Origin of the sequence: Stutzerimonas urumqiensis (assembly GCF_003640395.1) — a bacterium.
In the GTDB taxonomy this organism is placed as follows: domain Bacteria; phylum Pseudomonadota; class Gammaproteobacteria; order Pseudomonadales; family Pseudomonadaceae; genus Stutzerimonas; species Stutzerimonas urumqiensis.
Window position 1 is genome coordinate 102,416 of sequence record NZ_RBZQ01000003.1, and the last position, 21,856, is coordinate 124,271.

Annotated in this window: 13 protein-coding genes; 7 read left to right on the plus strand and 6 right to left on the minus strand. The window is 65.5% G+C overall.

Annotated features, from left to right (window positions below; translation table 11 throughout):
* Positions 1 to 167: 167 nt before the first annotated feature.
* From D7325_RS06515 to selO, 3 genes are all read left to right on the plus strand, one after another.
* A complete protein-coding gene (locus D7325_RS06515) occupies positions 168 to 1,940 on the plus strand; it encodes a potassium/proton antiporter (protein ID WP_425452267.1) in 1,773 nt (590 codons plus the stop codon).
* 90 nt (positions 1,941 to 2,030) lie between these two features.
* Entirely contained in the window at positions 2,031 to 5,312 is a 3,282-nt protein-coding gene (gene mscK, locus D7325_RS06520; protein WP_120994745.1) for a mechanosensitive channel MscK, read from the plus strand.
* Positions 5,313 to 5,375: 63 nt separating this feature from the next.
* Entirely contained in the window at positions 5,376 to 6,836 is a 1,461-nt protein-coding gene (selO, locus tag D7325_RS06525; protein WP_120994746.1) for a protein adenylyltransferase SelO, read from the plus strand.
* A 49-nt stretch (positions 6,837 to 6,885) separates the two neighbouring features.
* Here selO and D7325_RS06530 read toward each other — a convergent pair whose 3' ends face one another.
* Positions 6,886 to 7,599 (minus strand): aspartate/glutamate racemase family protein, encoded by a 714-nt coding sequence (locus D7325_RS06530; RefSeq protein ID WP_120994747.1) that lies wholly within the window; start codon positions 7,597 to 7,599, stop codon positions 6,886 to 6,888.
* Between the two features lie 201 nt (positions 7,600 to 7,800).
* On the opposite strand from D7325_RS06530, the gene D7325_RS06535 reads away from it, so the two are divergent.
* The 4 genes from D7325_RS06535 to D7325_RS06550 all read left to right on the plus strand — a co-directional run bounded on the left by D7325_RS06535 (position 7,801) and on the right by D7325_RS06550 (position 11,836).
* Complete coding sequence (locus D7325_RS06535; protein ID WP_120994748.1) at positions 7,801 to 9,591, plus strand: SLC13 family permease; 1,791 nt, start codon at positions 7,801 to 7,803, stop codon at positions 9,589 to 9,591.
* 59 nt (positions 9,592 to 9,650) lie between these two features.
* A complete protein-coding gene (gene trxC / locus D7325_RS06540; RefSeq protein WP_120994749.1) occupies positions 9,651 to 10,091 on the plus strand; it encodes a thioredoxin TrxC in 441 nt (146 codons plus the stop codon).
* Between the two features lie 422 nt (positions 10,092 to 10,513).
* Entirely contained in the window at positions 10,514 to 11,308 is a 795-nt protein-coding gene (locus tag D7325_RS06545; RefSeq protein ID WP_120994750.1) for a glycosyltransferase family 2 protein, read from the plus strand.
* A 240-nt stretch (positions 11,309 to 11,548) separates the two neighbouring features.
* Positions 11,549 to 11,836, plus strand: a complete 288-nt coding sequence (locus D7325_RS06550; RefSeq protein WP_120994751.1) for a hypothetical protein — start codon at positions 11,549 to 11,551, stop codon at positions 11,834 to 11,836.
* Positions 11,837 to 11,856: 20 nt separating this feature from the next.
* On the opposite strand, the gene hemE is transcribed toward D7325_RS06550, so the two are convergent.
* The 5 genes from hemE to aroB form a co-directional block, all read right to left on the minus strand.
* Positions 11,857 to 12,921 (minus strand): uroporphyrinogen decarboxylase, encoded by a 1,065-nt coding sequence (gene hemE, locus D7325_RS06555; RefSeq protein WP_120995102.1) that lies wholly within the window; start codon positions 12,919 to 12,921, stop codon positions 11,857 to 11,859.
* 116 nt (positions 12,922 to 13,037) lie between these two features.
* Positions 13,038 to 14,456 (minus strand): FAD-dependent oxidoreductase, encoded by a 1,419-nt coding sequence (locus tag D7325_RS06560; RefSeq protein WP_120994752.1) that lies wholly within the window; start codon positions 14,454 to 14,456, stop codon positions 13,038 to 13,040.
* A gap of 94 nt (positions 14,457 to 14,550) precedes the next feature.
* On the minus strand, positions 14,551 to 18,999 hold the full coding sequence (gltB, locus tag D7325_RS06565; RefSeq protein ID WP_120994753.1) for a glutamate synthase large subunit: 4,449 nt from the start codon (positions 18,997 to 18,999) through the stop codon (positions 14,551 to 14,553).
* A gap of 177 nt (positions 19,000 to 19,176) precedes the next feature.
* Complete coding sequence (locus D7325_RS06570) at positions 19,177 to 20,760, minus strand: SPOR domain-containing protein (RefSeq protein WP_245962032.1); 1,584 nt, start codon at positions 20,758 to 20,760, stop codon at positions 19,177 to 19,179.
* On the minus strand, positions 20,753 to 21,856 hold the full coding sequence (gene aroB / locus D7325_RS06575) for a 3-dehydroquinate synthase (RefSeq protein ID WP_120994754.1): 1,104 nt from the start codon (positions 21,854 to 21,856) through the stop codon (positions 20,753 to 20,755). The genes D7325_RS06570 and aroB overlap by 8 nt, the downstream gene beginning before the upstream one ends.

Below are 21,856 nucleotides of genomic sequence, written 5' to 3' on the forward strand. Positions count from 1 at the left end.
GGCTGCGCATTGGGAGCCGAGGTCGCGGCAAGGATGGGTATGTAGGCCGATCACGGACCCGTCTGATCGGCGGACCGCAATGCAGGCGCAACCGTCTGGCGCGCCATTGCACGGGTTTTTTGACAGGCCACCGGCGGCTCGGGTTAAATCCTTGGCATTCCCTATGCATGCTTGACATCGGAACGGAGCCCTGCTTGGACGCCAACTACGTGAATCACCTGTTCCTGATCGGTGCCGTGCTGGTGGCTGCGAGCATTCTGATGAGCTCGCTTTCCAGTCGCCTCGGCGTGCCGATCCTGGTGATTTTCCTGGCCGTCGGCATGCTCGCCGGGGTCGATGGCATCGGTGGCATCGTCTTCAACGACTACTCCCTCGCCTACCTGGTGAGCAACCTTGCGCTGGCCGTCATCCTGCTCGACGGCGGCATGCGAACGCGCAAGGCAACGTTCCGCGTAGCGCTCTGGCCGTCGATGTCGCTGGCGACCGTAGGGGTCGCGATCACGGCCGGTCTGACCGGCGTCGTCGCCGCCTGGCTGTTCGACCTGCGGCTGATCGAAGGGCTGCTGATCGGCGCCATCGTCGGCTCGACCGACGCGGCCGTGGTGTTCAACCTGCTCAATGGCAAGGGCCTGAACGAACGGGTCGGCTCGACGCTGGAGATCGAATCGGGCAGCAACGATCCGATGGCGATGTTTCTCACGGTCACGCTCATCGGGATGATCGCCTCGGGCCAGACCAGCTTCAGCTGGGGCGTGCTGGTCAGCCTGCTGCAGCAGTTCGGCATCGGCATCGTGCTCGGCCTGGGCGGCGGCTGGCTGCTGCTCAACCTGATCAATCGGCTGTCGGTTGCCGACGGGCTCTACCCGCTGCTGGCCGTCAGCGGCGGCATCATGATCTACGCTCTGTCGGGGGCGATCGGCGGCAGCGGCATCCTGGCGGTGTACATCTGCGGCCTGCTGCTGGGCAATCGCCCGATCCGTAACCGCTACGGCATCCTGCACATGTTCGACGGCCTGGCGTGGCTCAGCCAGATCGGCATGTTCCTGGTGCTCGGCCTGCTGCTCACGCCCAGCGAGTTGCTGCCGATCGCCGTGCCGGCCCTGCTGCTGTCGCTCTGGATGATCCTCTTCGCCCGCCCGCTGTCGGTATTCATCGGGTTGCTGCCGTTCAAGAGCTTCAACCTGCGCGAGCGGCTGTTCATTTCCTGGATCGGCCTGCGTGGCGCGGTCCCGGTGATTCTTGCGGTGTTTCCGCTGATGGCTGGGCTGGAAAACGCCCAGCTGTTCTTCAACGTTGCGTTCTTCATCGTGCTGGTGTCGCTGCTGCTGCAAGGCACCACGCTCGGCTGGGCGGCGCGCAAGGCGAAGGTCGAGGTGCCGCCCTCGCCCTCCCCTGTCTCGCGCACCGGCCTGCAGGTGCACACCACCAGCCAGTGGGAGCTGTTCATCTATCGCCTGAGCGCCAGCAAGTGGTGCGTCGGCGCCGCGCTGCGCGAATTGAAGATGCCGCCCGGTACGCGCATCGCCGCGCTGTTTCGCGGTCACGAACTGCTCCACCCGTCCGGCAGCACGCGTTTGCAGGTGGGCGACATCCTCTGCGTCATCGGTCACGAGGCCGACCTTCCGGCGCTGGGCAAGCTGTTCAGCCAGGCCCCCAAGCGGGGCGAAGACCTGCGCTTCTTCGGCGACTTCGTCCTCGAAGCGGATGCGCAGCTGGGTGCGATCGCCGCGCTCTACGGCCTCAAGCTCGGTGAGCAGCCGGGCGAGCGGTCGCTCGGCGACTTCCTCACCGACCGCCTGGGCGGTCGCCCGGTGGTAGGCGACAGCCTCGAATGGAACGGCCTCACCTGGACCATCGCCGTGATGGAAGACGGCCAGGTACGCAAGGTCGGCCTGCGCTTCCCCGAAGGCGAGAAACCCGGCCCGTCCCTGATGTTCTGACGCCCGCCGGTCAGCCGCATCGACCGGGCGGACTCGCCGTGCCGGGGCAGACATTCTAGACTCGCGCCTCTTTCCCAGCGCCGATCGAACATGCCTGCGATGCGTTCCTTCCTGACTGCGGCCGTGCTGGCCGTCGTTCTACCCTTCACCGCCCATGCCGCGCCCGTACTGCCGGGGCTCGGCGGCGGCAGTTCCGCCGAAACCGAGCCCAAGGCCGCGCCGGCCACCGATCCGGCGCAGCGGTTCGCCGAGCAGACCCAGGCCAACGAGACGGCGCTCGCCGAACTCAAGCAGCAACTGGCCGAGGCGCCCAAACGCACGCGCGATGCCGAGCAGGCGCTCACGCAGCTCAAGAACAGCGCCGTCGTCGATGTCGCCAAGCGCTTCGGCGGCCTGTCCGTCGAGCAGCTGGAAAGCCGCCTCGCCGAACGCATGGAGCAGGTGGCGGACTGGCAGAAGGCGCTGACCGACGCCAACAGCCTGATCATCGCCGCACAGACCCGCCCCGAACGGGCGCAGGCGGAGATCAGCAGCAGCCAGGCGCGCATCCAGGAAATCAATTCCTTCCTCAAGAGCGGCCGCGAAAGCGGCAAGCCGCTCACCGATGAGCGCCGCGAGCTGCTGACCGCCGAGCTGGCCGCGCTCAGTTCGCTGATCGAGCTGCGCCGCCAGGAGTTGGCCGGCAACAGCCTGCTGCAAGAACTCGGCAAGAGCCTGCGCGACCTGATGAGCGAGCGCATCGGCCGCGCCGAGCAGGAAAGCCTGGCCTTGCAGACCCTGATCAACCAGAAGCGCCAGGCGCAGTCCGAACAGACGGTCGCCGAGCTGTCGCGCCAGGCGGAAAAAGCCGGCTCCGACGCCCTGCTGGCCGAGCAGAGGGCCGAAAACCTCAAGCTGTCCGACTACCTGCTGCGGGCCACCGAGCGACTCAACCGGCTGACGCGCGACAACCTCGAGACGCGCCAGCAGCTCGATGCGCTCAACCAGGCCGACCAGACACTCGAGGAGCAGATCGGCGTGCTCGAAGGCAGCCTGCTGCTGTCGAAGATCCTCTACCAGCAGCAGCAGGCCCTGCCGCAGATCGATCTCGACACCAACCTCGCCGACGAGATCGCCGACATCCGGCTGTACCAGTTCGAACTCAACCAGGAGCGTGAGCAGCGCGGCACGCCCGAGGCGTACGTCGATCGCCTGCTGGCCGCGCAGCCGGCCGAGGAGGTCACGCCGGAGCTGCGACGGGCGCTGGTCGAACTGGTCCGCGCGCGCAGCGAATTGCTCGATCGGCTCAACCGCGAGCTGAGCGCGCTGCTCAATGAATCCATCACCTTGCAGCTGAACCAGAAGCAGCTCCAGGACCGCGCCCATGCGCTGAGCGAAACGCTGGAAGAGCAGATGTTCTGGATTCCCAGCAACAAGCCGCTCGACTGGTCATGGTTCCGCAGCGTGCCGCGCCTGCTGGAAAACCAGCTCAAGGCGATCCCGTGGCGCTCGGCGCTGGAAAAGCTGGCCGACGGTCTGCTCGAACGCCCGCTGCTGTTCCTGCCGCTGCTGCTGCTGATCGCCGCGCTGCTGTGGCGGCGCCGCGCGATCAACGACAAGCTCGAGACGCTGAGCCAGGACGTCGGCCACTACCGCCGCGACAGCCAGCTGCACACGCCGCTGGCCCTGCTGCTGAACCTGCTGCTGGCTCTGCCGGTGGCGCTGTTCCTGGCGCTGTGCGGCTATCTGTTGCAGATGGACGCACGCGGGCAGAACTACGGCCTCGGGGCGGCCCTGTTCGAAATGGCCCAGGCCTGGCTGGTGTTCTACACCGCCTACCGCATGCTCTCGCCGGGCCGGGTCGCGGAGCTGCATTTCGGCTGGTCCAAGCCGCAGGTGGCCTTCCTGCGCGATCGCATCCGCCGGCTGGGCTTCGTGGTGCTGGCGCTGGTCGCCGTAGTCAACGTCGCCGAGCACCAGCCGGCGAGCCTGGCCGAAGACGTGCTCGGCATCGCCGTGGTCATCGCCTGCTACGGCCTGATGAGCTGGGGACTGGTGCGCGTGCTGCGCAAGGGCCCGGCGAGCGAGAACGCGCCCCCGCTGCGGGTGCTGATCGGGCTGGCGTTCAGCCTGCTGCCGCTGGCACTGATCGGCGTGGTCGCGATGGGCTACTACTACACGGCGCTGAAACTGACCGACCGGCTGATCGACACCCTCTACGTGATCATGCTGTGGGTCGCGCTCGAAGCCACCGTGGTGCGCAGCCTTACCGTCGCCGCACGGCGGCTGGCCTACCAGCGGATGCTCGCGCGCCGCCAGGCGCAGGCGGAACAGGGCGACGGCATCGAAGCCGGTGGCGAGGCGGCGATGGACATCGAGCAGGTCAACCAGCAGTCGCTGCGCCTGGCGCGCCTGGCGTTGCTCGGCCTGTTCCTCGCGGCGCTGTACTGGGTGTGGGCCGACCTGATCTCGGTGGTGTCGTACCTCGATAACGTCACGCTCTACCAGTTCACCTCCGCCGACGGCACCAGCACCGATGCGATCAGCCTGTCCAACCTGCTGAGCGCCGTGCTGATCATCGCCATCACCATCGCTCTGGCGCGCAACCTGCCGGGCCTGCTGGAGGTGCTGGTGCTGTCGCGCCTGCAACTGGCGCAGGGCAGCGCCTACGCCACCGCGACGCTGTTGTCCTACGCGCTGGTGGCCATCGGCGCGGTGTCCACGCTGTCGACGCTCGGCGTGAGCTGGGACAAGCTGCAATGGCTGGTCGCGGCGCTCTCGGTGGGCCTGGGTTTCGGCTTGCAGGAGATTTTCGCCAACTTCGTTTCGGGCCTGATCATCCTGTTCGAGCGGCCCGTGCGGATCGGCGACGTGGTGACCATCGGCAACCTGTCCGGGACGGTGAGCCGGATTCGCATCCGCGCGACCACCATCACCGATTTCGACCACAAGGAAATCATCGTCCCGAACAAGACCTTCATCACCAACCAGTTGATCAACTGGTCGCTGAGCGACACCGTCACCCGCGTCACGGTGCGCATCGGCGTGGCCTACGGCTCGGACCTCGACCTAGTACGTCGGCTGCTGCTCCAGGCCGCCGAGGAAAACCCGCGGGTGCTGCCCGATCCCGAGCCGCAGGTATTCTTCCTCGCGTTCGGTGAGAGCAACCTCGACCATGAGCTGCGCATCCACGTCCGCAAACTGGACGACCGCAACCCGGCGATCGACGAGATCAACCGATTCCTCGACCGCGAACTGGTGCGCCACGGCGTGATCGTCGACTTCCGCCGCGTGGACGTCTTCCTGCGCAACGGCCAGGGCCAGGAAGTCCAGCTCGACGGTGTGCGGACCCTCCCGGCCGGCCCCGACGATACCGCGCAGCCGAGGGCATGAACGGTTGGTCCGCACGCGGTTCGAAAAAGACATGCCATCCTGCGCCTCGACCGGGAGCCGCTCTTGAAAACGCTCGATGACCTGCGGTTCGACAACCGCTTCGCCCGCCTCGGCGATACCTTCTCCACGCCGGTGCTGCCGCAGCCGCTGGACGACCCGCAACTGGTGGTCGCCAGCGCCAACGCACTGGCCTTGCTCGATCTGGACCCGGCGGTGACCGACGATCCGCGGCTGGTGCAGATCGCCTCGGGCGCGGCGCTGTGGTCCGAGGCCGAACCGCGGGCGATGGTCTATTCCGGCCATCAGTTCGGCGCCTACAACCCGCGCCTCGGGGATGGTCGCGGGCTCCTGCTGGGCGAAGTGGTCAACGACGCGGGCGAGCATTGGGACCTGCACCTCAAGGGCGCCGGCTCGACGCCCTATTCGCGCATGGGCGATGGCCGCGCCGTGCTGCGCTCGTCCATCCGCGAATTCCTCGCCAGCGAGCACCTGCATGCGCTCGGCATCCCGTCATCGCGGGCCCTCTGCGTGACGGGCTCGGACACCGTCGTCTACCGCGAGCGCCCGGAGCGCGGCGCCATGCTGATGCGCCTGGCGCACAGCCACGTGCGCTTCGGTCACTTCGAATTCTTCTATTACACGCGCCAGCACGAAGCGCTGCGGACGCTGCTCGATCACGTCGTGCAATGGCACTACCCCGACTGCCTGGAGCACCCCGAGCCGTACACCTTCTTTTTCCGCGCCGTGCTCGAAAGGACCGCCGCGATGATCGCGCGCTGGCAGGCCTACGGCTTCTGCCACGGCGTGATGAACACCGACAACATGTCGATCCTCGGCATCACCTTCGACTTCGGCCCGTACGCCTTCCTCGACGACTTCGATGCGCGGTTCATCTGCAACCACTCCGACGACAGCGGTCGCTACTCCTTCGAGAACCAGGTACCGATCGCCCACTGGAACCTCGCCGCGCTGGCCCAGGCGTTGACCCCCTTCGTCGAAGTCGAGCGGCTGCGCGCGAGCATGGACCTCTTCCTGCCGCTGTATGAAGCCGAATGGCTGGACCTGATGCGGCGCCGCCTGGGCTTCACCCTGGCGCAGGAGGGCGACAAGGCCCTGGTCCAGCGGCTCTTGCAGCTGATGCAGGGCAGCGCCGTGGACTACACGCGGTTCTTTCGAGAGCTTGGCGAACACGCGCCCGAAGCGGCGCTGCAACGGTTGCGAAACGAGTTCGTCGACCTGGCCGGGTTCGACGCCTGGGCGGCGGAATACCGCGCGCGCAGCGAGGCCGAGGGTAGCGATCAGGCCGATCGCCAGGCGCGCATGGCGCAGGTCAATCCGCGCTACATCCTGCGCAACTACCTGGCGCAACAGGCGATCGAGGCCGCGGAGGCCGGCGACTACGCCCCGGTGCGCGAGCTGCATCGCGTGTTGTCCCGCCCCTTCGACGAACAAGCCGGCATGGAGCGCTATGCCGAGCGCCCGCCCGAGTGGGGCAAGCACCTGGAAATCAGCTGCTCGTCGTGACCACCGGTCGGTGGCTGGGCGCCGCCGCGCCGGTCAGGTCGACCGGTCGCTACCCGGCGACCTGACCGGGTGCGCCGAGCAGCCAGCCCAGTCCCAGCTGGACATGCTCGACCGCGCTGTCGATCAACGGCAGCGGGCGCTCACCGGTGGCCAGCAGCAGACCGATTTCGGTGCAGCCGAGAATGGCGGCGTCCGCGCCCGCCTCGCGCCCCTCGACCAGGACCTGCCGGTAGAAGGCGCGCGTCTGCTCCGTGAACCGGCCCTGGCACAACTCGGCGAAGATGGCGCGATCGATCTCCACCTGCGCCGCTTCGCTCGGCACCATGACCTCGACGGCATAACGCTCGCCCAGGTAGTCGCGCAGAAAGGGCTCGCGCATCGTGAAGGCCGTGCCGAGCAGCAACGGCCGCCGGTAGCCGCCGGCCTGCAGCGCGCGGCCGATCGCATCGCCGATGTGCAACAGCGGGATCGTCGTCGCCGCCTCGATCACCGGCACGACCTTGTGCATGGTGTTGGTCGCCAGCAGCACGGCGGTGGCGCCGGCACGCGCCAGCCCTTCGGCGGCCGAAGCCAGTTGCCGTCCGGCCTCGGCCCAGTCCCCGCTGCGTTGCAGGGCAGCGATCGCGGCGAAATCCGTCGAATGCAGCAGCAACGGCGCCGAGTGCAACCCGCCGAGGCGATCGCGCACGCCTTCGTTCAGCAGCCGGTAGTACAGCGCAGTCGACTCCCAGCTCATGCCAGCGATCACACCAAGCGTATTCATGGGTCCTGACCTCCCTTGCGACGATTGTTCGAGCATGCGCGCCCGCTCGACGATTCGCGAGCACAGTCACGGGCGATTCGGCCGGCACACCTAATAACCAGAACGAATATGCACAGTCTTAAACGATTCTGGACGCTCTAAGGGACGCCCTCTAAGGTGCGCTCTTGCTGAAACCCCGCCACGCTCGCGCTAGGGAATTCCATGTCTGGCGATCTCCTCCCCCTGCTGTTCGTCACCGGCCTGCTTGGCTGGGTACTGGTTTCGTTCGTGCGCGAGACCTGGAGTCCCGACATCGTCGCCGGCATCGCCGTCGCCATCCTGCTGGCCACTCAGTTGCTGACCCCGGCAGAGGTGCTGAGCGTGCTGTCCAACCCGGCGCCGATCACCATCGCCTGCATGTTCATCCTGTCTGCGGCGCTCGAGCGCACCGGTTGCATCGACGTGCTGGGCGAATGGCTGGGCCGCCGGGTCGGCACCAGCCCGGACCGGGTACTGGCCGGCCTCATACTCACGGCGCTGGCGGTGTCCGCCTTCCTCAACAACACGCCGGTGGTGGCGATTCTCACCCCGGTCGCCATCGCGCTGGCACGCCGCGCCAGCACCTCACCGTCCAAGCTGCTGATTCCGCTGTCCTACGCCACCGTGCTTGGCGGCATGCTGACCATGATCGGCACCTCGACCAACATTCTCGTCGATGGCGTCGCCCGCAAGGCCGGGCTCGAGCCGTTCGGCATGTTCGAAATCACCCCCGCGGCGCTCGCCTTCGGTGCGGTCGGCTTCGTCTACCTGATGCTGTTCAGCAACCGGCTGCTGCCGGACCGCGAAACCCTGTCCCGCCAGCTGCGTCCGGATCTGGGCCGCACCTTCATGAGCGAACTGCTGGTGCCGCACGAATCGCCGGTGATCGGCAAGACGCTCAGCGAAGCCAACCTGAACGGTGGCAGCGGTCTGCAGGTGCTGAAGATCTTCCGCGGCGAGCACGAATTCACCGAGCCGGGCCACGCCTTTGCCCTCGCCGCCGGCGACCTGCTGGTGCTGCATGGCAAGGTGCGTGACGTGGTCGACCTGCGGGAGAACGGCAAGCTGGCGTTCAACCGCGGGGAGGCCTTCGAAACCGTCAGCAATCACGACGTGGTGCTGGTCGAGGCGATCGTCGGCCGCAACTCCCGTTACTGCCATCGCCCGATGCGCGATCTTGACCTCACCGCGCGCTACGGTATCGCGGTGCTCGCGGTGCATCGCCAGGATGAGAACGTGCAGAGCAACCTGGACGATTTCCAGCTCGAGTTCGGCGACGTCATGCTGGTCGAAGGCACACCGCAGCAGATCAAGCGCTTCGCCGACAACGGCGATCTGATCAGCCTCAACACGGTCAACGAGCGCGCCTATCGCCGCGACAAGGCACCCATCGCCCTGACGACGACGCTGGCGGTGATGGCCCTTGCGGCGCTCGGCATCATGCCGATCGAAGGCCTGGCGATCATTGGCTCGGCCTTGGTCCTGGCGACCGGCTGCCTGGACGTGGAAGACGCCTACAAGGCGGTCGAGTGGAAAATCCTGACCCTGATCCTCGGCATGCTGGCCATCAGCATCGCGATGGACAAGGTCGGGCTGGTCGATGCCGTGGTTTCGCACACGGTCGCGCTGCTGCCGCACGCCAGCCCGCTGGTCATGCTCGGATTCGTCTACCTGCTGACGACCGTGCTGACCGAGATTCTTTCGAACAACGCCGTCGCCGTGCTCGTCACGCCGGTTGCCATCGGCCTGGCACAGAGCCTCGGGCTCGATCCAAGGCCCTTCGTCGTCGCGGTGATGTTCGCCGCCAGCATCAGCTTCGCCACCCCCATCGGCTACCAGACCAACACCTTCGTGTACAACGCCGGCGGGTATCGATTCAGCGACTTCATGCGCATCGGCATTCCGCTGAACCTGCTGATGGTCATCGTCGCGCTGATCGTCATCCCGCTGATCTGGCCGCTGGTTCCGGCCTGACGGCTTGACTTCGTCGCCGCAGGCACCACATTCGAAGGAACCCTTGCCGGAGCCCTGCGATGACTAATCCTCTGCTCGTTCCCTGCGCGCACTGCGCGAGCCTCAACCGAATCCCCGCCGAGCGGCTTCGCGACCAGCCGCGCTGCGGCCGCTGCAAGGCGGAGGTCCTGCCGGCGGCGCCGTTCGAGCTCGACCAAGCCCACTTCGCCAGCCAGCTCAAGGGCGACCTGCCGCTCCTGGTGGACGTATGGGCTCAATGGTGCGGACCTTGCCGCAGCTTCGCCCCGACGTTCGCCCAGGCGGCCAGCCAGCTCCAGGGCGTCTGTCGCCTGGCCAAGCTGGACAGCGAAGCCAACCAGGCGCTGTCGGCGCAACTCGGGATTCGCTCGATTCCAAGCCTCATCCTCTTTCGCGACGGGCAGGAAGTGGCGCGCCAGAGCGGTGCCTTCGCCCTGCCGCAACTGCTCGGCTGGCTCGCGTCGCATGGCGTGAAGGCCTGATCGAGCGGCCCCTTGAGCGTACCCGACGGATGCCGCCGACCGTCCGTCGCAATACTGTCGCTTTGCCATGCCTCTCATCCGGAAGTGACGGCCGGCGTTTGCCTGGCTTAATCCCGGCCTAGATAATGCCGCCACTTCAAGCGAGACGGCCGGCGGCTCAAGCACCGGTCCAGAGGGCTTGCTACGGCGCCTGGCGGCAGGGATCCCTGATCGGCTCACATCCTCCGGCGCCTGCCAGGCCTCACACGGCAATTGATTCGATGACAGGCGCGGAGCGCTTCGACCAAGCGATGTCGGCTTCCAGCCCCACGCTCGACGCAGCCACGCGCGCACACGGATAACGCGTCACGGACGCACACGCTGTTTTCGCCATTCCCATGGCGACGCGCTCTGGTTGAGCGCTTTTTACTGGGGGAGACGTAATGACCGAGTACAACGAAACGGCGCTTGCACCCGATGCGCAGCGGCAGACCGAGGCATCGGATGCCGCCGGCCGGCACGCGGCGAGCCATGAAGAGGACTGGTTCAAGCCGTGCGCGGTGATCCCCGTCCATGACCAGCAAGACAGGCTGGCAAAGGTGCTGCGTACGCTGCGCGACGAAGACATCCCCTGTGTACTGGTTGATGACGGTTCCTCGCCAGAAGCGGCCCGACTGATGGATGAACTCGCCCGTGAGCCGGGCGTACAGCTGGTTCGTCACGCCCATAATCAGGGCAAGGGCGGCGCGATGGTCAGTGGGCTGCGTGAGGCCGCACGACTGGGCTATTCACATGCGTTGCAGATCGAACTGGACGGCCGTTACGACCTGAGCGCCATCGGCCAGTTGCTCGACCGGGCAAGCCAGGCACCGGACGCCCTCGTCTGTGGCTACGACCCGAGCGAGCGGAGCCTTGGCCAGGCGTTGGCGCGCCTCTACACGCTGTCCGCCTCCATCCGGGACGTCCGTTGCAGTCTACGGGTGTATCCGCTGGCGACGACCTTGGCATTCGCCAATCGCATCGATCTCGCGGCTCGCACAGGTTTCGACATGGAAATCCTGGTGCGCCTGCATTGGGAGAACCAACCGATGGTATGGCTGCCGACGTCCGCGATCCGGCCCGCTGGATCGAGTGTGTCGGTCCAGGGCTGCCTGGAGCTCGCGGCGATGCACGCCCGGCTGTTCCTCGGCCTGCTGATGCGTGCGCCTGCCCTGCTGCTGCGTCGACTCAACGACTGAACCGGCGCGCACCCGCACGGTGCGCCCGCCGCGATTCCGATCCGCCGCCAGCCGGCGTGATCGCGCCGTCTGCCGCTGCGGCCTCTTCCCTCCCCGGGCCGCGCCACCTCTCCCTGGTCGCCGTGCCGCTAGCTGCGTGCGGCGACCGGAACATCGGCGGCCGCCCGAGAGTCCATCTTCGATAGAGGCGATCGACGAGCCCGCCGGGCGTCGTCACGCCAGCCGCTGCCGGAGACCTTGATGACCACGCGCGACCACAAATTCGAGATCAACTACATCTTTCGCAACGACCCGATGGCCGAGGTGGTCGACGCCACCGAAGAAACGCTGCCGCAGCATGAAGCCGTGCGCCTGCTGCTGGAGAAGCACCACGGCGAGATCGGCGATCCCTCCGGCGTGCCGTCACGCGACGCCAAGCCGGAGGACATCCTGCATTTCGCCCAGGCCAACCAGATCACCGACGTTCGGGTAACGAAGGTTCACATCGACTCGCGCGGCGATACACCGGGACACTACAAGCAGCCCTGACGCTCTGCGCGGCTGCCGCCTCACGCGTGGTAGCGCGCCGACAGCTCGTGTACCGCCTCGATGAAGGCGCCGGCGTGGGCGGGGTCGACCTGCGGCGTGATGCCATGTCCGAGGTTGAAGACATGCCCATTGCCCGCGCCATAGGCCTCCAAGATGCGCGCCACTTCGGCGCGGATCGCGGCAGGCTTGGCGTAGAGCACGGACGGGTCCATGTTGCCTTGCAGCGCCACCTTGTTACCGACCCGCCGGCGAGCCTCGCCGATGTCGCACGTCCAATCGAGGCCGAGGGCGTCGGCACCGGCTTCGGCCATGCGTTCGAGCCACAACCCGCCGTTCTTGGTGAACAGGATGACCGGGATTCGGCGCCCGTCCTGCTCGCGAATCAGTCCGCTGACGATGCGCTGCATGTAGGCGAGGGAGAACTCCTGATAGGCCGCGGCCGACAGGTTGCCGCCCCAGGTATCGAAGATCTGCACCGCCTGGGCGCCGGCCCGTATCTGGCCATTGAGATAGGCCGTGACGGCCTGGGCGAGCTTGTCCAGCAGGGCGTGCATGGCGGCGGGATCGTCGTAGAGCATCGCCTTGGACAGGCGGAAGTCCTTCGATGAGCCGCCTTCGACCATGTAGGTCGCCAGCGTCCAGGGGCTGCCGGAAAAGCCGATCAGCGGCACCCGCCCATTGAGTTCGCGGCGGATGGTGCGCAACGCATTCATGACGTAGCCGAGGTCCTGCTCGGGGTCGGGTACCGGCAGCGCATCGATGTCGGCGCGGTTGCGCACGGCCTTGCGAAAGCGCGGGCCTTCTCCGGTCTCGAAATACAGGCCCAGCCCCATGGCATCCGGCACGGTGAGAATGTCGGAAAAGAGAATGGCGGCGTCCAGCGGATAACGGTCCAGCGGCTGCAGCGTCACTTCGCAGGCCATCTCCGGGTTCATGCACAGCCCCATGAAATCCCCGGCCCGCTCGCGGCTGGCGCGGTACTCGGGCAGGTAGCGCCCGGCTTGGCGCATCATCCAGACCGGGGTCACATCGACAGGTTGCTTGAGCAGCGCGCGCAGGAATCGGTCGTTCTTCAGAGGGGCGATCATGGCTGGGTTCCGGGCGAAAAAGTGGCGGCATTGTCGCAAAGCACCAAAAAAAAGGCACGGCGGGTGCCGTGCCTTTCATCTATGGGCTTGATTAGGGTCAGGTAACCCGGCGCTTACACGCCGAGGTAGTCGAGGATGCCGTTGGCGGCCTCCCGCCCTTCGAAAATCGCGGTGACCACCAGATCCGATCCGCGCACCATGTCGCCGCCGGCGAATATCTTCGGATTGCTGGTCTGGTGCTTGAATTCGCCGATTTCCGGCGCAATGACGCGCCCCTGGTTGTCGGTCCTGATGCCCAGCTGCTCGAACCAGGGCGCCGGACTGGGACGGAAGCCGAACGCTATGACCACGGCATCGGCGGGCAGGATTTCCTCGGAGCCGGGGATCGGCTCGGGGCTGCGACGCCCGCGCGCATCGGGCTCGCCCAGGCGCGTCTCGACGACCTTGACGCCCTCGACCTTGCCATCGCCAACGATTTCGATCGGCTGGCGGTTGAACAGGAACTTCACGCCCTCTTCCTTGGCGTTCTTCACTTCACGGCGCGATCCCGGCATGTTTGCCGCGTCGCGACGATAGGCACAGGTGACGCTCTTGGCGCCCTGGCGAATCGAGGTCCGGTTGCAGTCCATCGCGGTGTCGCCACCGCCCAGCACCACCACCTTCTTGCCCTTCATGTCGATGAAGTCTTCCGGTGCCTTCTCGAAGCCAAGGTTGCGGTTGACGTTGGCGATCAGGAAATCGAGCGCATCGTAGACGCCCGGCAGGTCTTCGCCCGCGAAGCCACCCTTCATGTAGGTGTAGGTACCCATGCCCATGAAGACCGCGTCGTACTCGGCGAGCAGATCGTCGACCGATACGTCCTTGCCGACCTCGGTGTTCAGGCGGAACTCGATGCCCATGCCGGTGAAAATCTCACGCCGGCGGCTCAGGACGGTCTTCTCGAGCTTGAACTCGGGGATACCGAAGGTCAGCAGGCCGCCGATCTCGGGGTTGCGATCGAATACCACCGGGGTCACGCCGTTGCGCACCAGCACGTCAGCGCAGCCCAGCCCGGCCGGGCCCGCACCGATGATCGCCACCTTCTTGCCGGTCGGCTTGACCTTCGACATGTCGGGGCGCCAGCCCATCGCGAAGGCCGTGTCGGCGATGTACTTCTCGACCGAGCCGATGGTGACCGCGCCGAACCCATCGTTCAGAGTGCAGGCGCCTTCGCAGAGCCGATCCTGTGGGCATACCCGGCCGCAGACTTCCGGCAGGGTGTTGGTCTGGTGAGCCAGTTCGGCGGCCGCGAGGATGTTGCCTTCCGACACCAGCTTCAGCCAGTTTGGGATGTAGTTATGAACCGGGCACTTCCATTCGCAGTAGGGATTGCCGCAGCCCAGGCAGCGATGCGCCTGCTCGGACGCCTGCTGCGGCTTGAAGGGCTCGTAGATTTCGACGAACTCCTTCTTGCGCTGGCGCAGAAGCTTCTTCTTCGGATCCTTGCGGCCGACCTCGATGAACTGGAAGTCGTTGTTCAGACGTTCAGTCATATCAAACCTCGTTGCAGCAGCCGCTAAGGCAGACGCGGCTGCAGGTCAATCACGGGGAGCGGCAGCCAGGCGGCTGCCACTCGAAGCGGCAGAGTTATTGTGGGTTGGCGCGCGTGGTCGAGAGCAGCGAAGCCAGGCTTGCCGCCTTCGGCTTGACCAGCCAGAACCGACGTAGGTAGTCGTCAAGATTCTCCAGCAGCTCGCTGCCCCACTCGCTCGCGGTCTCGGTGACGTACTCGGTCAGCACCTCTTGCAAATGGCTGCGATAGGCCTCCATCGCTTCACCGGTGATGCGCTGAATACCGACCAGCTCGTTGTTCAGACGATCGACGAAGGTGTTGTCGAGGTCGAGCACATAGGCGAAGCCGCCGGTCATGCCGGAGCCGAAGTTGTGACCAGTCTTGCCGAGTACGCAGATGAAACCGCCGGTCATGTATTCGCAGCAGTGATCGCCCGTACCCTCGACGACCGCGTGTGCGCCGGAGTTGCGCACGCCGAATCGCTCGCCGGCGGTACCGGCCGCGAACAGCTTGCCGCCGGTGGCCCCGTACAGGCAGGTGTTGCCGACGATCGCCGAATCGCGTGACTCGAAGACGCTGCCCTTGGGCGGGGTGATGATCAGCTTGCCGCCGGTCATACCCTTGCCGACGTAGTCGTTGGCATCGCCTTCCAGGCGCAGCGTCAGGCCGCCCGCGTTCCAGACACCGAAGCTCTGGCCCGCCGTGCCCTTGAAGTTGAAGGTGATCGGCGCGTCGGCCATGCCCTGGTTGCCATGCACCCGCGCGATTTCGCCGGATACGCGAGCACCGATCGAGCGGTCGCAGTTGCAGATGCCGAGCGAGAACTCCCCACCCAGGCGGCCATCGATCGCCGGCTTCGCCAGCTTGACCATTTCCTCGGCGAGCAACCCCTGATCGAACGGCGGGTTCTTCTCGACCTGGCAAAACTGCGGCTTGTCCGCCGGGATGTGATCGCTGCCCAGCAGCGGCGTGAGGTCCAGGTGCGCCTGCTTTTCGGTGTCGCCCGGCAGCACTTCGAGCAGATCGGTCCGCCCGATCAGCTCCTGCAGGCTGCGCACGCCGAGCCGCGCGAGCCACTCGCGGGTTTCGCTCGCAACGAAGGTGAAGAAGTTGACCACCATATCGACGGTGCCGATGAAGTGTTCCTTGCGCAGCTTGTCGTTCTGGGTGGCGATACCGGTCGCACAGTTGTTCAGGTGGCAGATGCGCAGGTACTTGCAGCCCAGGGCGATCATCGGAGCCGTACCGAAACCGAAGCTCTCGGCGCCGAGAATGGCGGCCTTGATGACGTCGAGACCGGTCTTCAGGCCGCCATCGGTCTGCACCCTGACCTTGCCCCGCAGATCGTTGCCGCGCAGGGTCTGGTGCGTTTCCGCCAGGCCCAGCTCCCACGGCGAGCCGGCATAGCGGATCGAGCTGAGCGGCGATGCCCCGGTGCCACCGTCATAGCCGGAGATGGTGATCAGATCGGCATAGGCCTTGGCCACGCCTGCCGCGATGGTGCCTACGCCGGGTTCGGCGACCAGCTTGACCGAGACCAGCGCGCCCGGGTTGACCTGCTTGAGGTCATAGATGAGCTGCGCCAAGTCCTCGATCGAATAGATGTCATGGTGCGGCGGCGGCGAAATCAGGGTGACGCCGGGGACCGCATAGCGCAGCCGCGCGATGAGCCCATTCACCTTGCCGCCCGGCAGCTGTCCGCCTTCGCCGGGCTTGGCGCCCTGGGCGACCTTGATTTGCAGCACCTCGGCATTGACCAGGTATTCGGGCGTCACGCCGAATCGGCCGGTCGCGACCTGCTTGATCTTGGAGCTGCGTACCGTGCCGTAGCGTGCCGGATCTTCGCCGCCTTCGCCCGAGTTGGAGCGTGCGCCGATCCGGTTCATCGCCTCGGCGATGGCCTCGTGCGCTTCGGGGGACAAGGCGCCGAGCGAAATGCCCGCCGAATCGAAGCGCTTGAGAATCTGCTCGAGCGGCTCGACCTCTTCCAGTGCCAGCGGCTTGTCGGCCAGCTTGATCTTGAGAAGGTCGCGCACCATCGCGACCGGTCGCTGGTCGACCAGCGCGGTGTATTCCTTGAAGCGATGGTAATCGCCCTGCTGCACGGCGACCTGCAGGGCGCTCACCACGTCCGGGTTGTAGGCGTGGTATTCGCCCCCGTAGACGAACTTGAGCAGCCCGCCCTGCTGGATCGGGCGACGGTTGTTCCAGGCCTCGACCGCCAGCAGCTTCTGTTCGTTCTCCAGGTCCACGAAGCGTGCGCCCTGGATTCGACTGGCGACGCCACGGAAACAGAGCTCGACCACCGATTCGGACAGGCCGACGACTTCGAACAACTGGGCGCCACGATACGAGGCGACCGTCGAGATACCCATCTTCGACAGGATCTTCAGCAGTCCTTTGGAAATGCCCTTGCGGTAATGCTTGAACACTTCATACAGATCGCCCAGCACCTCGCCGGTACGGATCAGGTCGCCCAGTACCTCGTAAGCCAGGAAGGGGTAGACCGCCGTCGCGCCGAAGCCGATGAGCACGGCGAAATGGTGCGCATCGCGGGCGGTAGCCGTCTCGACCAGGATGTTGCAATCACAGCGCAGCCCCTTCTCCACCAAGCGGTGGTGGACCGCGCCGACCGCGAGCGATGCATGCACGGGCAGCTTTCCAGGCGCGATATGGCGGTCGCTGAGCACCAGCAGAACCTTGCCAGCACGCACGGCTTCCTCGGCCTGGTCGGCGATGTTTCGTACCGCCGCTTCCAGCCCGAGCTGCTCGTCGTAGTTCAGGTCGATCAGCTGCCGCTCGAACCCGGGGCGTTCCAGCGTCATGATCGTCCGCCACTTGGCCGGCGAGATGATCGGACTGGTCAGAATGGCGCGATTGGCATGGTCGGCGGTTTCCTCGAACACATTGCGCTCGGCACCGAGGCAAGTCTCGAGGGACATGACGATCGCCTCGCGCAGCGGATCGATCGGGGGATTGGTGACTTGCGCGAATTGCTGGCGGAAATAGTCATACGGCGAGCGGACCCGGCGCGACAGCACGGCCATCGGCGTGTCATCGCCCATCGAACCCACCGCCTCCTGGCCTTGTTCGGCGAGCGGGCGCAGCACCTGGTCGCGCTCCTCGAAGCTGACCTGGAACATCTTCATGTATTGCTTGAGCTGGTCCGGGTCGTAGAACGGGGACCCGTGATCGTGGTCCTCGAGCGTCGCCTGGATGCGCAGCGCGTTCTGGCGCAGCCACTTCTTGTAGGGCTGCTCCGACTTCAGGCGATTGTCGATATCGCTGGTATGCAGCACTTCGCCGGTCTGGGTATCGACCGCAAGGATCTGGCCCGGGCCAACGCGGCCCTTGGCGAGGACCTCCTCGGGCTTGTAGTCCCAGACGCCGACTTCGGACGCCAGGGTGATGTAACCGTTGGTGGTGGTCACCCAGCGCGCCGGGCGCAAGCCATTCCGATCGAGCAGGCATACCGCATAGCGTCCATCGGTCAACACCACGCCCGCCGGGCCATCCCACGGCTCCATGTGCATGGAATTGAACTCATAGAACGCGCGCAGGTCAGGATCCATGGTTTCGACGTTCTGCCACGCCGGCGGGATGATCATCCGCAGGCCGCGGAACAGATCCATGCCGCCGGTGACCAGCAGCTCGAGCATGTTGTCCATGCTCGACGAGTCCGACCCCGTCCGATTGACCAGCGGGTCGAGGCTCTGCAGGTCAGGAAGGTGTTCGTTGGTGAACTTGGTACGGCGGGCCTGCGCCCAGTTGCGGTTTCCGGTGATGGTGTTGATTTCACCGTTGTGAGCGAGGAACCGGAACGGCTGGGCGAGTGGCCACTTGGGCAGGGTGTTGGTGGAGAAGCGCTGGTGGAAGACGCAAATCGCCGTGGCCAATCGCTCGTCCCCGAGGTCCGGGTAGAACTGCGCCAGGTCGGCGGGCATCATCAGGCCCTTGTAGACGATATCCGTCTCCGAAAGGCTGCACACATAGAAGTCACCGTCAGCCTGCAAGGCGACTTCGGCACGGCGACGGGTGAAGAACAGCTTGATCCCGAAATCACGCGTCGACAGCCCTTCGCCAGCGACGAATACCTGCTCGATGCGCGGCAGCCGATCCAGCGCCAGGCGGCCGAGTACGCGCGTGTCGATCGGCACTTCGCGCCAGCCGACGAGCGTCAGCCCTTGCGCGGCGATCTGCTCATTGATGGCGTCGCGTGCAGCGTTGGCCTTGTCGGCCTCACGACTGAGAAACATCATGCCGACCGCGTAGCGCTCGGGGAGCGTCGTACCGAAGGTCTCCTGAGCCACGGCACGCAGAAAGGCATCGGGTTTCTGCATCAGCAGACCACAGCCATCTCCGGTCTTGCCGTCGGCATTGATGCCGCCGCGGTGGGTCATGCAGGTGAGCGATTGAATTGCGGTCTGTAGCAGGTGATGGCTTGCTTCGCCCTGCATGTGGGCAATCAGGCCGAAGCCGCAGTTATCCTTGAACTCTTCAGGACGATACAAACCTGCTCTCATAGGCGCTCCACCACTTAAAGTCTTTGCAATTCAAGCCGTTAGCAACGGCGCAGGGGCAATCCCCACCTTTTACGCGGGCAAAAGGGTGAGCAGTTTACATAGCGGTTTGTCGAGAAAACAATCCTTTTTCGCACGGCGCGACACCGCCTGCAGAAGGCGGTGTCATGGGGCCGGGGCCTAGCGGGCGCCGGTCATTTCGCGCTGGATATCACCGACGGTGCGCACCCATGGCTTTCCGGAGCGAAGAGCTTGCGGCAACTCGGCAATCGCCGCCTGGGCGGCGGCGCGCGACGTGAAATCTCCATAGGTGACGACGTAGAGCGGCTTACCCTCGTGCTGCTTGGTGTAATAGCGGAATTGGCCGCCATGCTTGGCAACCAGCGCCTGTGCGTTACGCTCCGTGCGTGTACCCAGCAACTGCACGACGAAGCGTGACGCCGGCCGCTCGGCATACCAGCCTGCGGCACCGACGGTCCCTGAGGCCGCCGAAGCAGCTGGAGCGGCCTTGGGCGTCGCACGCTCTTCCCGTGCCGGCTCCGGCGCTGGCTCGGCAGGCGCAGCTTCCGGTTCGCTGATCGCGATCTCGTCACGAGGCGGCGCCGCGGGCCTTGGTTGCACCGCTGTAGGCATAGGCGCAATCGGTTCTGTCGAGGAGGCGCTGTCGCCATCCAGGGGTTGCTGCGTTTCATCTTCACCGCCCGCTGAGGCGGCCAATGGCTCGCGAATCACCGGCTGGGCATCACCGACCAGAGGAAGCGGGATGGGCTGGTCACCGCCCTCGAACTCGATAGGCGCACCGGATGCAAGCTCCGGAGCAGAGGCCGGCTCCGCCCCTGGCGCGGCTGCCTCGTCTAGAGAGAGCGGCACCCCCGCGATTTCGGCCGGCTCCTCCGGTTCGTTCGTGCTGAACAGCCATGCAAGCACGACCACGAGAAGAACAGCCGCCGCTGCCGCCAGATGCTTTCGAGGAAGGGCGAATCCGCTGGCGGACCCTTTCCGCCCTTGCGAACGCTCCGCCTCGGCCTTTTCGATCAGCACGGCTTTCGCAGCAGCATTGAGCCTGCCCGGCCATCCCTCGGCCTGATCATGGATATCCTCGATCTGCTCCTCGCTGAAGAGCTCGATGCCATGCCCAGCAGCCTCAAGCCGCGCCGCCAGATAATCTCGGCTCTCCTCTAGCGTGTAGGGCTGCAATTCGATGGCGTGGAAGCGCTCCTCATCGCCCGCCAAGGCTTCCAGGCGAGAAGCCAGTGCCGGCTGCCCGAACAGGAAGACATGAGGACGCCCGTCAGGACTCCCTTCCGCGAGGCGCAACGCGGCATCCAGCCCTGACTCGGCAAGCCGGTCGGCGTCATCGACCAGGATGTAGACCTCCTGTCCGGTCAGGCCCAGCTGGACGACTTGCGCCAGCACAGTGGCCATCGACGAGCCGCCGGCATCCAGCCCCTGAGCGACCTGCTGAAGAATCGATTCGGACAAAGCACCGGCTTGCGCTGAGATGACGACCGTACGAACCGACTGCTTGTTGGTGCTGGCTACCAATGCCTGGCGCAACAAGGTCTTGCCGCTTCCAGACGGACCGGTGACCGCGAGCAGCAACTGACTGTAGCGGGCAAGGTGATGAAGCTGTCCCAAAACGGGTTTGCGCTGGGCCGGGTAAAACTTGAAGCCAGGCGTGCGTGCCGCGAACGGGTCGTGGGAAAAACCAAAATGCTCCAGATACTGGTCGTCAGCGCTCAGCTCGCTCTTGGCATCATGCACGTGCTTGCTCCTTCAATGCCTGATAGTCGGCTCGCAGCGTCTGCTCGAGCAGGCCCTGCTGAAAATCGCCAGTGACGATCGCTTCGCCAATCCGCCGCAGGAGGATGAGCCGCAGCTGCCCATCGAGGACCTTCTTGTCGACCGACATGAAGCGGGCGAAATCCTGCGCCGTCATGTCACTTGGCGGCGTTACCGGCAAACCAGCCGACGCCAGCAAGCGGATGGCACGATCGCGTTCCGGCTCGGTCAGCCAGCCCGACCGGCATGACAAATCCAGAGCCATCACCGTTCCGGCTGCAACCGCCTCGCCATGAAGCCAGGCACCATAGCCCTGATGGGCCTCGATCGCATGGCCAAAGGTATGCCCCAGATTGAGAATCGCCCGAATACCACCCTCACGCTCATCGGCCGAGACGATCCGGGCCTTGGCAGCGCAAGACTGATACACCGCGTGCTCGATTGCCGCCGGATCGAGTTGCCGAAGCGCATTCACGTTCTGTTCGAGCCAGCTGAAAAACGCCTCATCGCAGATCAGGCCGTACTTGATTACCTCAGCCAGTCCGGCTGACAACTCCCGCGGGGGCAAGGTACTGAGTGTCGTCGAGTCGATGAGCACGGCCTTGGGCTGATAGAAAGCACCAACCATGTTCTTGCCGAGGGGATGGTTGATGCCGGTCTTGCCGCCGACCGACGAATCGACCTGGGATAACAGCGTGGTGGGTACCTGGATGAAATCGACCCCCCGCTGATAACAGGCAGCGGCGAACCCGGTCATGTCACCGATGACACCACCGCCCAGCGCAATCAAGGTGGTGCGGCGGTCATGCCGCGCCTGAAGCAGGCCATCGAAAATAAGCTGAAGGGTAGGCCAATCCTTGTGCGCCTCGCCGTCCGGCAGAACGATGGAGATAACGGAGAATCCGTCCAGACTCTGGAGCAGGCGCTCGAGATACAGAGGCGCAATCGTCTCGTTGGTTACGATCGCCACCTGGCGTCCGCCGATATGCCGCCGAAGCAGATCAGCCTGGGCAAGGATGCCCTCGCCGATATAAATGGGATAGCCACGTTCGGCCAGATCGACCTTCAGAGTCTGCAT